13 protein-coding genes are annotated in these 14,939 nt (G+C 43.1%); 9 read left to right on the top strand and 4 right to left on the bottom strand.

Annotated features, from left to right (window positions below; genetic code table 11):
* Positions 1 to 137: 137 nt before the first annotated feature.
* Positions 138 to 995 carry a polysaccharide deacetylase family protein gene (locus BP74_RS18480; RefSeq protein WP_496376434.1) on the top strand — a complete coding sequence of 286 codons (858 nt, stop codon included), beginning with the start codon at positions 138 to 140 and terminating at the stop codon, positions 993 to 995.
* A 152-nt stretch (positions 996 to 1,147) separates the two neighbouring features.
* Here BP74_RS18480 and BP74_RS18475 read toward each other — a convergent pair whose 3' ends face one another.
* Entirely contained in the window at positions 1,148 to 2,302 is a 1,155-nt protein-coding gene (locus tag BP74_RS18475) for a M23 family metallopeptidase (RefSeq protein WP_496376432.1), read from the bottom strand.
* Between the two features lie 211 nt (positions 2,303 to 2,513).
* On the opposite strand from BP74_RS18475, the gene BP74_RS18470 reads away from it, so the two are divergent.
* The 7 genes from BP74_RS18470 to BP74_RS18440 all read left to right on the top strand — a co-directional run bounded on the left by BP74_RS18470 (position 2,514) and on the right by BP74_RS18440 (position 9,957).
* Positions 2,514 to 2,954: a helix-turn-helix domain-containing protein gene (locus BP74_RS18470; RefSeq protein WP_496376430.1), complete on the top strand. Its 441-nt coding sequence runs from the start codon at positions 2,514 to 2,516 to the stop codon at positions 2,952 to 2,954.
* Positions 2,955 to 2,992: 38 nt separating this feature from the next.
* The gene (locus BP74_RS18465) at positions 2,993 to 3,403 is read left to right on the top strand and encodes a VOC family protein (protein ID WP_496376428.1); all 411 of its coding nucleotides are present in this window, start codon (positions 2,993 to 2,995) and stop codon (positions 3,401 to 3,403) included.
* A 147-nt stretch (positions 3,404 to 3,550) separates the two neighbouring features.
* A complete protein-coding gene (locus BP74_RS18460) occupies positions 3,551 to 6,022 on the top strand; it encodes a M1 family aminopeptidase (protein WP_496376426.1) in 2,472 nt (823 codons plus the stop codon).
* Positions 6,023 to 6,260: 238 nt separating this feature from the next.
* Positions 6,261 to 7,007 (top strand): hypothetical protein, encoded by a 747-nt coding sequence (locus BP74_RS18455; RefSeq protein WP_496376424.1) that lies wholly within the window; start codon positions 6,261 to 6,263, stop codon positions 7,005 to 7,007.
* Between the two features lie 69 nt (positions 7,008 to 7,076).
* Entirely contained in the window at positions 7,077 to 7,940 is an 864-nt protein-coding gene (locus tag BP74_RS18450) for an alpha/beta fold hydrolase (protein ID WP_496376422.1), read from the top strand.
* A 123-nt stretch (positions 7,941 to 8,063) separates the two neighbouring features.
* Positions 8,064 to 9,566, top strand: coding sequence for a pyridoxal phosphate-dependent decarboxylase family protein (locus BP74_RS18445; RefSeq protein ID WP_496376420.1), 1,503 nt, complete (start codon positions 8,064 to 8,066; stop codon positions 9,564 to 9,566).
* A 4-nt stretch (positions 9,567 to 9,570) separates the two neighbouring features.
* Positions 9,571 to 9,957: a hypothetical protein gene (locus tag BP74_RS18440; protein ID WP_496376418.1), complete on the top strand. Its 387-nt coding sequence runs from the start codon at positions 9,571 to 9,573 to the stop codon at positions 9,955 to 9,957.
* 8 nt (positions 9,958 to 9,965) lie between these two features.
* On the opposite strand, the gene BP74_RS18435 is transcribed toward BP74_RS18440, so the two are convergent.
* The 3 genes from BP74_RS18435 to BP74_RS18425 form a co-directional block, all read right to left on the bottom strand.
* Positions 9,966 to 10,115 carry a hypothetical protein gene (locus BP74_RS18435; RefSeq protein WP_496376416.1) on the bottom strand — a complete coding sequence of 50 codons (150 nt, stop codon included), beginning with the start codon at positions 10,113 to 10,115 and terminating at the stop codon, positions 9,966 to 9,968.
* 61 nt (positions 10,116 to 10,176) lie between these two features.
* The gene (locus BP74_RS18430; RefSeq protein ID WP_496376414.1) at positions 10,177 to 12,474 is read right to left on the bottom strand and encodes a GH92 family glycosyl hydrolase; all 2,298 of its coding nucleotides are present in this window, start codon (positions 12,472 to 12,474) and stop codon (positions 10,177 to 10,179) included.
* A 47-nt stretch (positions 12,475 to 12,521) separates the two neighbouring features.
* Positions 12,522 to 13,760: an MFS transporter gene (locus BP74_RS18425; protein ID WP_496376412.1), complete on the bottom strand. Its 1,239-nt coding sequence runs from the start codon at positions 13,758 to 13,760 to the stop codon at positions 12,522 to 12,524.
* A 418-nt stretch (positions 13,761 to 14,178) separates the two neighbouring features.
* On the opposite strand from BP74_RS18425, the gene BP74_RS18420 reads away from it, so the two are divergent.
* Positions 14,179 to 14,850 carry a hypothetical protein gene (locus BP74_RS18420; RefSeq protein WP_496376410.1) on the top strand — a complete coding sequence of 224 codons (672 nt, stop codon included), beginning with the start codon at positions 14,179 to 14,181 and terminating at the stop codon, positions 14,848 to 14,850.
* Positions 14,851 to 14,939: the final 89 nt, after the last annotated feature.

Below are 14,939 nucleotides of genomic sequence, written 5' to 3'. Positions count from 1 at the left end.
TATTACTTAATGCAGTCTTTATTAAGATCATCCTTACTGACACATAGATCCCGTATCTTGCTATAAGGCAGCATTACAGGCTTTTTTCAATGGCCATGCACCAAATGATAAGTATTAATACCAGTTAATTCCGTTTCATGAAAAGATTACTATTTGCTACTGTTTTTTTATCAATAGCCTTTATGGTTAGTGCGCAACCAAATAAAATTCGCCTGTTGGTTAGAGGTGATGATATGGGTTATACGCATTCAGGGAATGAGGCACTGATCAAATCGTATAAGGAAGGCATAGAAAGATCTATTGAGGTTATTGTTCCATCACCATGGTTTCCAGAAGCGGTGAAGCTTTTAAGAGAAAATCCCGGTGTGGATGTGGGTGTGCACCTGGCTATCACCAGCGAATGGGAGAATATCAAGTGGCGCCCATTGACTGGTGCGGCTTCCATTAAAGACAGTAATGGGTATTTCTTTCCTATGGTGAATCCTAATAAAAATTACCCAGGCCAATCATTGAAAGAAAACAAATGGGACATCAGGGATATTGAAAAGGAGTTTCGCGCCCAGATAGAACTGGCTTTAAAACTTATACCGCGCATCAGCCATGTGTCTTCGCATATGTGGTGCACAGAACTATCCCCTGAGGTAGCTGCCATGACCCGTAAGCTGGCCAAAGAATATAAGATTGATATAGACCTTGAGGAAAATGCAGTGGCCTATACAGGGTATGATGGTCCTTCGGGCACCAGTGAAGAAAAGATAGCAAGCTTCCTGAAAGGATTAGAAAAACTACAGCCAGGTAAAACCTATTGGTTCATAGATCATCCCGGATTTGATAACGAGGAATTAAAGGCAGTGTATCATATTGGCTATGAAAAAGTGTCTATGGACAGGCAGGGAGTAACAGACCTTTTTACGAGCAAAAAGGTAAAAGCGTATATCAAAAAGAAAGGCATAGAATTGATTGGGTACAAAGATCTGCCGGTTAAAAACAAATAACAGGCATATGGGCAATAAACATGGTTTCTGGTTTTTTGTTTTTAATTGCTGGTTCTTTAGGTCTAAGAGCAATGATTATATGCAGTCTTTTTAAAGATCGATATTCAGGCAGGTATTTCATTGCAAGTAGGTTTAGATGGTAGCGACAATCGTCAAGATCTTTTTGATCCAACATCTTTGGAACGGGCAATAGCATTAGAAGATCTTACGGGACCTTTAATAAGCTGCACCACATTCAAAGGCACAACCACCTGTTGGCCATCCGGAAGTTCGGCAATATATCCCTTAGCCTGTAGGCCTAGAGGCACCAGTAATGTATTTGCTATTAAAATGCTACCATCACTGGCTTTGTCCATCTTAATCACCTTTAAATATCCCAACAAAGACCTGTATGCCAGGTCGGGTGCAGACTGTATCTCTTTGTTTACAAAAGGCAAAGGATTAATGGGCCCATTGGAAGTGTAAATGCCGAAATGGAGATGCGAGGGCGTATGCCTGGCATTGCCGGTATTTCCTACCAATCCCAGTATATCCCCTTTTTTAACCACCTGGCCTTGTTCCACTAGTTGTTTGTCAAGGTGGGCATAATAGAGATAATAATTCTTGTCGTTGGCCTTCATCCATACGGACTTACCGCCTAATCCTCCTTCTTTTACGCCTGTCACAACACCATCAGCAGCAACTATGGCCGGGGAGCCTTTTTTGGCGAAAATATCAATGCCCTCATGTTTTCGCCTGCCGCCATCACGCCTGTCTCCCCAGATGCTTTCAACGCGGGCTTTAACATCCGTGACGGGAAATCCCAGGGAAGGATTGATGGAAATGGATAGATTGTATTCGCCACTGCGGAATAATTCGGGTTGCAGCCTGACTATATAATTTCCGTTTTCTTCAATGTCAAAACTGAATTGGGTGCTGGCAGTATCGGCAGAAAGTATGGCGCCTGTTTGGGTGCCGGTTTTAAAAAGGTCAGCATAAACCACAAGCGAGGGATCTTTAGGTGTAAGCGTAAAGCTAATGCGCTCACCGGCATGAGCCGTAAACTGCAGGCCCAATGCCCGGGGCTTATCACCATGAAAATAGCCCTGTTGCCTGTAAGGAAGTTCAATGGAGAGTGGGTTGGAAAGGGCTTTTTGAGAAGCTGCCAGCCATTGGCGGCCTTCAGTTGTTTTATCAAGGTCCCTGTCATCCAGTTTTTCAGCGTATTGTTCGTGGGGTGTCTTTTTTCCAAAAATGCCCTTGATAGGTGAACTGCAGGCAAAGGCCATAACAGCCAGGAGCAGTAATAAGGTGGTGGTATTTTTCATAGTTCAGTGCGCCCTCTTCAGCAAAGCTGAAGCCGGAAAAAGTGAAGGAATTATTAAGGATTATTAATTGGCAGGAGTAAAAGGCTTGCTATCCCTGGTTGTTCCCGCACCACAGGATGATGTATTTAACTATGAATTGTTAGGTCAGAATCCTTTATTCAAAATTGTAACTTCATAAAGTGTATTTGAAAATTAAAATAAATACCAGGTAATGTACCCGGGGATGTATCTATACAAAAGGATCGTTCAGGCAAAGATTTTTATTGACAGTCATTATGCTGAGGCAATTGACCTGGATAATATTGCAGATGAAGCTTTGTTCTCCAAATTTCATTTTATCAGGCTTTTCAATTCTATTTATGGTCAGACGCCTCACCAATACCGCACCAGCCTGCGTATTGAAAAAGCAAAGGACTTGTTGCGTGCAGGTGAAACCGTTCGCGATGCCTGTTTTACTGTAGGCTTTGAAAGCCTCGGCTCCTTTACTTCACTGTTCAAAAGAAGAACTGGTCAAAACCCTTCCTTATACCGCAGGCAAATGATGGAAAGGGGCAAAGCCATAAAGCAGGACCCTCTACATTTTATTCCAGGTTGTTTTGCAGAGCAGAAAGGTTGGAAGAATAGCAATTTTGAAGAAGTGAAAGCCTGGTAAGTATCCCAATTTGCAGTTTCAACTTTAAACCAATTAATATGATCACAAGAATGAATCACGTAAGCATTTTTGTGCTGAACCAGGATAGCGCTTATGATTTTTATGTGAATAAGCTTGGATTCAAAGTGCATACGGATGCTTCCATGGGCCCGGGAATGCGTTGGCTGACTGTTTGTCCCCCAGGCCAGCCCGACCTGGAGATAACGCTTATGGCCATTGATGAAGGTATGATGTTCAAGGGGGATGCTGCAGCTCAAATGCGTGAATTGGTAAAGAAAGGGACTTTTGGCTTCGGTGTTTTTGAATGTGATGACCTGAAGGCAACCTATGAAGAACTGCAGGCAAAAGGGGTTGTTTTTAAAAAGCCGCCCACCAAAGAGTTTTATGGTTATGAGGCTCTGTTTCTTGACGATTCAGGCAATTGGTTCTCCCTTGGTGAAAAGAAATAGTCATTGAATAGTAGTCCAGGAGATTCCAGGTAATATCCTGACCCGGATTGCTTTTGTTAAAACCTTTCAAATCCGGCAGGCGCCACTTATCAAAAATGCAGGCATGGCCAACCATAAACCTTAGATTTGCGACACTAAAATTGTATCATGAAACGATATGCCCTGCTAAGTTTTTGTTTTTTAAGTTTTTCATTGGCTTTTTCACAGGAGGCGCCTAAAGAGGTTTCGAAGGAATACCGGGCAACGCCTGAAAAGATCAATGACCTGGTTCATACCAAACTGGATGCTCATTTTGATTATTCCAAATCACAATTGAACGGCAAGGTATGGATCACACTGAAGCCTCATTTCTATGCAACCGATTCACTGGCGCTGGACGCCAAGGCAATGGACATTAAGTCTGTTGCAATAGTAAAAGGCACAAAGAACAGCCCTTTAAAATTCACGTACAACGGATGGGTACTGAATATAAAGCTTGACAAGATGTATAAAGGCGGTGAGCCATACACTGTCTATATTGATTACACTGCAAAGCCTAATGAATTTACAGGCAAGGGAAGTTCAGCCATCACAGATGCCAAGGGACTCTACTTCATTAATCCATTGGGTAAAGAAAAAGATAAACCTACACAGATCTGGACACAGGGAGAAACTGAAGCAACATCTGTATGGGTACCTACTATAGATAAGCCCAATCAAAAGACCACAGACGAGATCATCATGACCGTGCCGGCAAAATATGTGACACTGAGCAATGGTAAACTCGTTAGCCAGAAGACCAACAGCGATGGCACCCGCACAGATGACTGGAAAATGGACCAGCCTCATTCGCCCTACCTGTTCTTTATGGGTGTAGGCGACTATGCGGTGATAAAAGATAAATACAAGGATAAGGAAGTTAGTTACTACGTAGAAAAGGAATATGCTCCTGTAGCCCGCAAGATATTTGGTTTGACGCCTGAGATGATCGCTTTGTTCTCTCGCCTGACAGGTGTGGACTATCCATGGGTGAAATATTCCCAGATCGTTGGCCGCGAATATGTGAGTGGTGCCATGGAAAATACAACGGCCACTTTACACCAGGAATCGGCACAGCAGGACGCCCGTGAGCTTACTGATGGCAACCGTTGGGAAGAGGTTATCGCCCATGAATTATTCCACCAGTGGTTTGGTGATTATGTGACCACAGAAAGCTGGAGCAATATTACCCTGAATGAATCTTTTGCTACACTGGGATCGCAGTTGTGGAATGAATTCAAATATGGCAAGGACGCAGCATATGCAGAGCGTTATGGATCGTTGCAGGGATACTACAATGGCAATAATGAAAAGAAGAATTTAGTGCGTTTTCATTACAACAACCAGGAAGATGTATTTGATGGTGTTAGTTATAATAAAGGAGGAGGCATTTTGCAAATGCTGCGTAATTATGTGGGCGACAGCGCTTTCTTCAAATCATTAAATCTTTACCTGAACACCAATAAATACAAGAACGGGGAAGCGCAACAACTGCGTTTAGCTTTTGAAGAAGTAACTGGTAAGGACCTGAACTGGTTCTTTAACCAGTGGTATTATGGCAGTGGGCATCCGAAGCTTAATGTGGCAACTAACTACGATGCTACAGCGAAGCAGGTGCGCATGGTGGTGCAGCAAACACAGGACAGCAATAATTTATTTACACTTCCGGTAAGTGTAGATGTATGGAATGGAAATAAGCCCACACGTTATATGGTTTGGATAAAGGATAAGGCAGATACATTTGCTTTCGCTTCTGCTGTTCAACCACAGTGGGTGAATTTTGATGCCGACAAAATACTGGTTGCCCAACGCACAGAAAATAAATCGCTTGATGAATATGCTTTCCAGTATGCTCATGCCGGCAACTATATTGACAGGAGAGAAGCTATTGACATGGCTGCAAAAAATGCAGCTGAAAGAACAGCCGCCCAGATATTGGAAATGGGTATGAAGGATCCTTTTGCAGGATTGCGCAGCTATGCCATCAGCAAGCTGGATATGCAGAAGGAGCAGGTGCGTACCATGGCTGAAAAGTTATTGGCAGAGATTGCCCAAAAAGATAAAAGCCGCCCGGTAAGAGCCGCTGCTATTTCCAAATTAGGAGATTTGAGATCTGCTAATTATAAAAGTCTTTTCCAGGCATCCCTTAATGATTCCTCCTATAGTGTATCGGGCAATAGCCTTGAGGCTTTAGCGAAGATTGATAGTGTTACAGCTTTCTCTGAAGCTAAGCGCCTGATGACACAACCAGCTAAGGGCAAACTGGGAAGTGCTATCACCAAAATATTGATCAAATATGGTGATGAAAGTTCCGCAGAAATGATACTCAAGAATTTTGAAGATATGCCATTGGGCCAGGGCAAGTTTGAAGCCATCAGGCCCCTTGCTGATTTCCTGGGCAAGGTGAAGTCTCCGGCTACTTTTAAAAGAGGTGTTGATGATATCCTTAACTTAGTAGCGCAAGTGCCGGAATCTTTCCGTGACCAGGTTTCTGGTTTTGTGGAAGGGTTGCTGCGTAACGTTCAAAAACAAAAAACTGCCAATGGTCAATCCGAGCTGGCAGAATATATTGAAAGTACGTTGTCAAAAAAGGCATTCTGATCATTTGGTTATATAGTATCAAGCCATCTCCCCAGGAGATGGCTTTTTTTATGACGATACCTGGAGAAATCTTAAATAGTTTAGAGTTTAGGAGGTAGCGTGTAATGGTTAAATCTCTTGTTTCAATTCGCCTCTTACTAAAAACGGCTAGCCAGGACTGTTATTTAACAGCATTGTAATTACATAAGTGGTAGCTGCCAGTATGGGTGTACACTTAGTTTTGCGGAAAAAAGAAATAATGAAGTCATATTGTTTATTTGTTTTCGCATTACTGGTATATGTAGCAGGGAACGCACAGGTAGATACAATTAACACGGCTAACCATACTTTGAATACCAATATCATGAAGGAGGGGAAGACTTCCTATGCTGTGTATTTTGAAGACAGCCTGGGCAGGCGTATATCAAGCGCGGATATATGGGACAGGTCCATTCATTTCTCTACTGCGGCACAAGGCCAGGCGATCTATCAATTTGAATGGGATTGGTTCAGAAAGGACAGTTTGATAGCACATGTGGTGGCCACAGGTGAACGAACCACTTTACACCCTTTAACCCATAAAGCCGAATACCAGAGACGGCCTTCAGTATCTTTTGCTTTTACCAATAATATAGTCACTGTTCCTGTAGAAGTTCAACGCACGGCTGCGGATAGTTCTTTTAAAGTGTTCCTTGATCACCCGGCTTTTGAATTCCCTATGGACCTTGAGATATTGCCTTTGCTGCCTTTTAAAAAGCAGGGACAGCAATTTGCCATTGCATTTTATGAACCGGGAACAAGGAAGGCTGATTACTATCAGCTTACGGTAACGGGTAAGGAAAACATTGTATTACCCGGTGGTCCCCAGGTGCCCTGTTGGTTGTTGCGTATAGATTATGCGCCCGGCAGCTATGCAACTTTTTGGATAACGGATCAAACAAGGGAAGTGGTGAAAATGCAGGAATATTACAAGGGCCGGTTCCGGTATAAGGTAAAACTGTACTGATGATTAAACAGTTGTGAGGATCCGGAATTTTCCGGCTTTTCTTTTTTCCAATTGGAGTAACTTAAAAGAATGAATAAAGCCAACCGCATTCTTTTTTTATTCCTTGTCTCTTTAATGGGATTGTACGCTTCTGCACAGCAACCGGCAGTTTCGCCTTTTGATACTACAATATATGGGAAGAATAAGAAGGTCGGAAAGTTTGTGAAGACCCGTGGATTCAATATGTATTATGAGGTATATGGAAAGGGGGTGCCGCTTCTCATCATTCATGGAAATGGTGGGTCCATTAATAACTTTCTTTACCAGATCCCTTATTTTTCCAAACGCTATAAAGTGATCCTTGCCGATAGCAGAGCCCAGGGAAAGTCGGTAGATGCCAGTGATTCTTTGAGCTATGAAATGATGGCTGACGACCTGAATGCGCTACTGGATTCCTTGCACCTGGATTCCACGTATGTTATTGGCTGGAGTGATGGTGGTATCAATGGGCTGTTATTGGCCATGCGTCATCCTGACAAGGTGAAAAAGTTAGCGGTAACAGGTGCCAACCTTTGGCCTGATACCAGTGCTGTTGATCCATTTGTGTATAACTGGGCCATCCAGTATAATGATACCTTGGCTAAAATGCAACAGACTCCGGCTATAAAAAATGCAAGAAAGCTGGCTCATTTATTATCCTATGAACCACATATCAGCACAGAGCAATTGCATGCTATCCAATGCCCTACACTGGTCATTGGTGGTGACCATGATGTTTTATTGCCCAAACACACTATGTTGATAGCAGAATCAATTCCGAAATCCTATTTATGGATCATACCCAACTCAGGACATTCGACACCTATATTTTATAAGGATCAATTCAATACCACAGTGAACGATTTCTTTACAAAGCCTTACAGGAAAATTGAAGGTAGTGGAAGGTTTAATTAGTGCTTATTAGTATTGCGTGAGCATCATCTCATGTATGCCAGTCTACGTGTAAAAAAGTATAAGTGTTATTGATCCTTTATAAGATGTTTGGTTCCGTGAGCTCTAAGTTTTAAATTTTCGTTCATGACTAATAAACGCACTGCTCCCATTGAGATCAATAAAGAGGAATTCAAAACAGCCGGTCATCGGTTGATAGATACTATAGCAGCGTTTTATGATACTATACAACAGAAGCCGGTAACTACTGGTGAATCATCAAGACAATTGCAGGCATTGTTGGGACAGGCATCGCTTCCTTCCGAGGGTGCATCGACGGCTGATATTATTGCAATGGCCTCAGCATTATTACTGGATCATTCGCTGTTGAACGGGCATCCTAAATTCTTTGGATATATCACTTCCTCGCCTGCACCAATTGGAGCCCTGGCGGACCTGCTGGCTGCAACCGTAAATCCCAATGTGGGCGCACAGGTTTTAAGTCCTATGGCGACCCAAATCGAGTTGCAGACTATTCAATGGCTTTCAGAATTTATTGGTGTGCCATCCGGTTATGGAGGTATTTTGGTGAGTGGTGGTAATATGGCCAATTTCACCGCCTTTGTGGCGGCCCGAACCGTTAAGGCTCCAAAGAATATTAAAGAAGAAGGAATTTCAGCTGCAGATAAATTAGTGGTCTATTGTTCTAGGGCCACGCATACTTGGATTGAAAAAGCTGCAGTGTTGTTTGGAATGGGTTCTAAATCGATCCACTGGGTGGAAATAGGAGCTGATAACAAAATGAAGGTAGATGTGCTTGAATCTATGATACAGCACGATCTGCAGCAGGGCTATAAACCCATCATGGTCATAGGCAATGCCGGCGATGTAAGCACGGGTGCTGTTGATGATCTGCAGGCTATTGCTTCTATAAGTAAAGCCTATGATCTCTGGTTTCATATAGATGGCGCTTACGGTATCCCTGCAGCGGTATTACCTGAACTGAAAGAAATGTTCAGGGGAACAGACAGTGCAGATTCCATTGCGCTGGATCCGCATAAATGGTTGTATAGTCCACTGGAAGCTGGTTGCACATTGGTGAAAGATCCCAATCACCTGGTTGAAACCTATAGTTCACATCCTGTGTATTACAACTTTTCTTCCACAGAGGAAAGAACGCATAACTTTTATGAATACGGTTTTCAGAATTCAAGAGGCTTCCGGGCATTGAAAGTGTGGATGGCATTGCAACAGGTCGGAAGAAAAGGTTATGAACAAATGATCAGGGAAGATATTGCACTTTCGAGGCTCATGTATGACCTGGCTGAAGCACATAATGAACTGGAAGCGGTGACACAAAATTTAAGCATTGCCACTTTCAGGTACGTGCCTGTTGATAGTAAAGATGTTGAAAACAGGGAGGACTATCTGAATCGTTTGAATGAATCCTTGTTGAATGCATTACAAAAGGGTGGTGAAGTGTTTTTATCGAATGCGGTCATTCAAAATAAGTACTGCCTGCGTGCCTGTATTGTCAATTTCAGAACCTCTAAAGAAGATATAGAACAGGTCGTGGATATAATTGTGAAAACTGGAAGGAAAGTGCATAAGGAATTACAGGAAAAACTACACACCGATTCAACAAGTTAGATATATGGATACTAATATTTCAATCAAGCAAGAAGAAAATAAAACGCCCTGGCCCTTCCCGGAGGAACTGGATGCATTAACTGCAGACCCACTGCATCATAAATTGTTATTTGAAAATGAGCATGTTCGAATTTTAGATACCTGCATATTACCTGGCGAAACTACCCATGTACATACACATCGTTTTCCTGCAGCGCTATATGTTATAAGCTGGTCTGACTTTATTCGATATGATGCCCAGGGAAATGTTGTGCTTGATTCGAGAACACTGCCTAAAACGCCAGCCCCATTTTCTGGTTTATGGATCTCCGCCCTGGCCCCTCATTCTTTGCAAAATGTGGGAAACTCCGAACTTCACATCATCAGCACAGAGATCAAAAGCCCGGTGTGAGACATAATTTAATGCTTCTTAAAATATTGCACTTCCCTTTCATGCTTTTTGGCAGCCTCCAGCGAATCAAAGGTTCCCAGGTTCCTGCGTTTATGCGTTTTTGGGTCCAACTTGCGTGAATAGAGGCGATACTCACCGGATTTAAGCTTACGTATCATAACCATTTATTTTAGAGAACTAAAACAAACTTCATGCAAAAATCCGGCGATACCTTATCATTTAAAATACTCTTTTCTTATTTGGTTTTGCGCCCATAAAAAACTGCAGTGTTCCGCCTTTCAGAATATCTTCCTGGGTGATATACAATCTTTTCAATTCCACCCCATTTAATACTGCTTTTTGTACATAGACATTTTTATCAGATTGATTCCGGGCTTCAATAGTAAGGCTGTTTCCATTTTCCAATTGAATAACTGCTTTATCTACTGAAGGACTACCCAACTGGTATTCACCTGAGGCTGGCGTAACCGGGTAGAATCCTATGGATGAAAATATATACCAGGCACTCATCTGGCCACAATCATCATTGCCACCCAATCCGTCGGGTGTGGCTCCGTATTGTTTTTTTAATATCATCCGGATCCTTTCCTGTGTCTTCCATGGCTGGTTGGTATAATTGTAGAGATAGGCAACATGGTGCGATGGTTCATTACCGTGCACGTAACCACCAATGATCCCTTCGCGGGTAATGTCTTCTGTTTCTTCAAAGAAATGATCGGGGAGGTGCATGGTGAAAAGGGAATCCAGGTGGGATACAAATTTTTGATTGCCACCCATGCTTTTGATCATGCCTGCGGGATCTTGTGGAACAAAAAGGCTGAAGTTCCAGGCATTACCCTCAATAAAGCCCTGGTTATTGGTGGAGAGCACATCAAAATTCTTACGGAAACTTCCATCACTCAGTCGGGGACGCATAAAGCCAATGGAGCTGTCATAAACATTACGCCAGTTTTGTGATCTTTTGTTGAATTCCTCATAGACTTTCTGATCGCTCAGCTTCTTCGCCAGTTGGGCAATGCACCAGTCATCAAATGCATATTCAAGTGTAGTGGAAACAGAGGTGCCGCCTTTTTTATCTTCTGGTACATAGCCCAGTTTCATATAGTAGTCCAGGCCATCATAAAATCCTTTATGTGCCGATTGCACACAAGCATCCAATGCTTTCCTTGCATTGATACCCGTATCACCCTTAATAATAGCATCCGCAATAACAGCCACACTGTGATACCCGCTCATGCACCAGTTCTCATTGGCATAATGACTCCAGACAGGCAACATGCCTTCCGCACTTTGATCATAATGGGCCAGCATCGAACCCACCATATCGTTGTTCCGTTTTGGCTGCACTATGGTAAATAAAGGATGCAGTGCCCTGTAGGTATCCCACAGGGAAAAAGTAGTATAGTTGGTAAAGCCATCAGCCTGGTGAACGTTCTGATCAAGACCTTTATAGCTGCCGTCAACATCCATGTAAACTGTTGGACTGATAAAGGCATGGTACAAAGCAGTATAAAAGTTTATCTTCTCATTTGGGTCTTTGGTTGTGATTGCTATTTTATTCAGTTCTTTGTTCCATTGGTCATTTCCTTTATGATACACTTCTTCAAAATTCCATCCGGGTGTTTCGGTTCTTAAATTTTCAAGAGCATTGGCTGTACTAACAGGCGACAGGGCAAACTTGAGCATGATAGCCTCACCCTCGCTTGTTGTAAAATCAAAATAGGCTCTTATTTGCTCGCCTGCAATTTCGGGGAAATTGCGTGACTGGTTAAAGCGCCTCCAGAATCCGCTGTACTGCGGGTTCCTGAAGTTCTTATTTCCATAACTGGTAAATGGTTTGGAAAAACTTAATGCAAAATATACCGTACGGGTGCGCGCCCAGCCGGAAGTTTGCCTGTACCCCGTCACCAGTGTATCGTTCTCGATCCTGAGGAAGGTCCAGGTATTCTTGTCATCATAATTATAGATGCCATGCATCAGGTCCAGGATAATGTGGGCACTGTCTGATTTAGGAAAAGTGTATTTATGAAAGCCAACCCTTGTAGTAGTAGTAAGTTCAGCCAGGATACCATGATCCTCCAGGCGCACTTTATAATAATCGGGTTTTGCCACCTCCGTGCTGTGCGAAAAAACTGAACGGAACCCATTTTCAGGGTGATCTTTTGTGCCGGGATTCAATTGTAAAGCTCCGGTGGTAGGCATAATGAGAAAATCACCCAAATCGGAGTGTCCCGTGCCACTGAAATGCGTATGCGAAAATCCTACTATTGTCTTGTCATCATAATTATATCCAGCGCAGTATTTGTACATGTCAGGATTATACTTCCCATTGGAGAACATGGCAATGGTGTCTGTGTCGGGGCTTAATTGTACGGAGCCAAAAGGAACAGTGGCCCCGGGATAGGTATGTCCCATTTTCTGTGTGCCTATCAAAGGGTTTACAAATTGGGACGGCTCGTCATTCTGTGCAATAGCCCGGGCTGATATGAACAAGAGTACGATAAGGGTTTTACGCATAAGGGTTTTATTAAAGAGCCGTAAAAGTAAGGGCAATAGATTGTATGCTATGGAGCAACCTGGAACTTCTTCTTTTTAAGATCAGGAAGGAAACCTGTCAGTAAACCTATTAAAGGCAAAAATCCGCAGACGTGAAATATATAATGAATGCTGGTATGGTCTGCCAATGCGCCCAATAGTGCAGATCCAAGTCCACCCATTCCAAAGGCAAATCCAAAAAACAGTCCTGAGACCATGCCTATTTTGCCTGGCAATAATTCCTGGGCATATACGAGGATGGCTGAAAAGGCAGATGAAAGAATGAAGCCAATGCAAATAGAAAATAAGGTGGTCCAAAACAGGTCCATATAGGGGAGCAGTATGGTGAAGGGTGCTACCCCCAGGATAGAGAACCAGATTACATACTTACGTCCAAAGCGGTCGCCCAGGGGACCCCCAAGGAAGGTGCCGGCAGCAGTGGAAAATAAAAAGAAAAAAAGGTGTACCTGTGAGCTTTGGATGGAAAGATGTAATTTATCTATCAGGAAAAAGGTGAAATAGGAACTCATACAGGCCAGGTAGAAATATTTGGAAAATATCAGTATCAAAAGGATCATGATAGAAATTCCAACAGTTTTGCGTGGTATACCAGGATGGTAGGCCGTCATGGCTGCCTGAGACCTTGGCCTGATCCGGTGCATATTCTGTTGGTACCACTTGCCGATCCTGACCAGAATCATAATGGCCAAAAGCGCCAGTATAGAAAACCAGGCAATATTGGATTGTCCATAACGTACTACAATAAGTGCAGCCAGCAGCGGTCCCATTGAACTTCCGGCATTTCCACCCACCTGGAAGATGGATTGTGCCAGTCCCCGCCGGCCACCTGAAGCCATATACGCTACTTTGGAAGCTTCGGGGTGAAATACCGAAGAACCTATCCCAATCATGGCAACGGAAACCAGCAGCCAGGGAAAGCTTTGTGCCAATGATAAAAGGATTAACCCGGCCAATGTAAAGCTCATTCCTGCAGCCAGTGAAAACGGCTGCGGTTTTTTATCTGTATAATAACCTACAAAAGGCTGAAGAAGGGATGCCGCTAATTGAAATGTCAATGTGATAAGGCCTACCTGGCTAAAACTCAAATGAAACGAAGCTTTTACCAGTGGATAGATGGAAGGTATCAGTGACTGTATGGTATCATTCAACAAATGCGAAAAGCTGATGCTTAATAATACCGGGAAAACGGTACCTCCTGCTATAGATTGTAATGGTCCTGGCACTTGCTGCTCTGCTCGTTGTTCCATGTTTCAACAAAAATCTTATTATATATTATTAGCAAATATCCTTTTCCTTTTAATAGGAACAATATGCCTGAACCACATAAAGGTTCTCCATCCTGAACGGGCTCGACTCCAGACTGCAGACTCCCGACTCCCGACTAATCCTCCCAATCCTGTCAATCTTAGTTCTACCTGTTTCCTTCCTACGTACCTTATAGCTACTCCCTATCAAAGCCCTGGCAACGCCCTACCTAAGCCCACCATACTCCGTACCCGCACGGAGTATCCATACTGTAGATAGGGAGTTGCTATACCGTTGCTATGCTGTAGCTATGGCTGAATCCTGGAAGCGCATAGGGATGACTGTGGATAAATATTGCACCGGGAGGGCTTTTACAATACTAATTATTTTAGTATTTTGCTTTTCTAAATCCGATATCTTATGCCAAGACAAATAAGCTCCATTAAGGCAATAGGCACCGTTGACGGTATTAACTTCTACCAGGAAGAAGGTGATTACCTGGCAAGGGAAAAGCCAGGTGTGGATACCAAACGCTTCTACAAGGATGATGCCTTTGCAGGCTCCAGGGCCAGTTCCAATCGCTTTGGAAGAGGCAATACCCTATGGTCACTGGTGTACCGTTATGTGCTGCCTGGTTATAAGCGAAGGAGCCTTGCCAATGTTTGCAGGAAAAAAGGTATTGCCTTTGCCCATGAACGGATAGGCGATGAAGAAGTGTTACGCAGGATATACAGCTTTTTAGACTCCCTCCGCTGCATGGCGATAAGTGCAGCAGATTTTGAGTTATGTATACCCATGCTGGTTAAAGAGGCTGATGCCAGGGCTAATAGTAAACTCAAAAAGCCTCAGAAGGAGAAAAAGGAAAGCGTGACCTTCATTATGAGTGAGCCACCAACAGCAGATGATAAGGAATTACTCACGCATGAAGAATATGACTTTGACTGGAATGTGGTGTTTTCAGGATCTTTTCCAAAAGACTACGAGATACCGATTGCCATGGCCCTGCGTGTAAAAGAACGTTTCAGGGGACTAAAAACAGTATTAGTAAAACCAAAGGAAAAGATTTTGGATGAATGGGTACAGATGGAATAGGGCTTATTGTCAATTGTCGATTGATAATTGTGGCCTTGGATTGAAGGGTTGTCTGAATGCAGGAGATGTTGGGTTGAGCGTTTATTATT

The sequence above is a fragment of the Flavisolibacter ginsengiterrae DSM 18136 genome, assembly GCF_059568575.1.
This window is presented reverse-complemented; position numbering and strand designations above follow the sequence as displayed.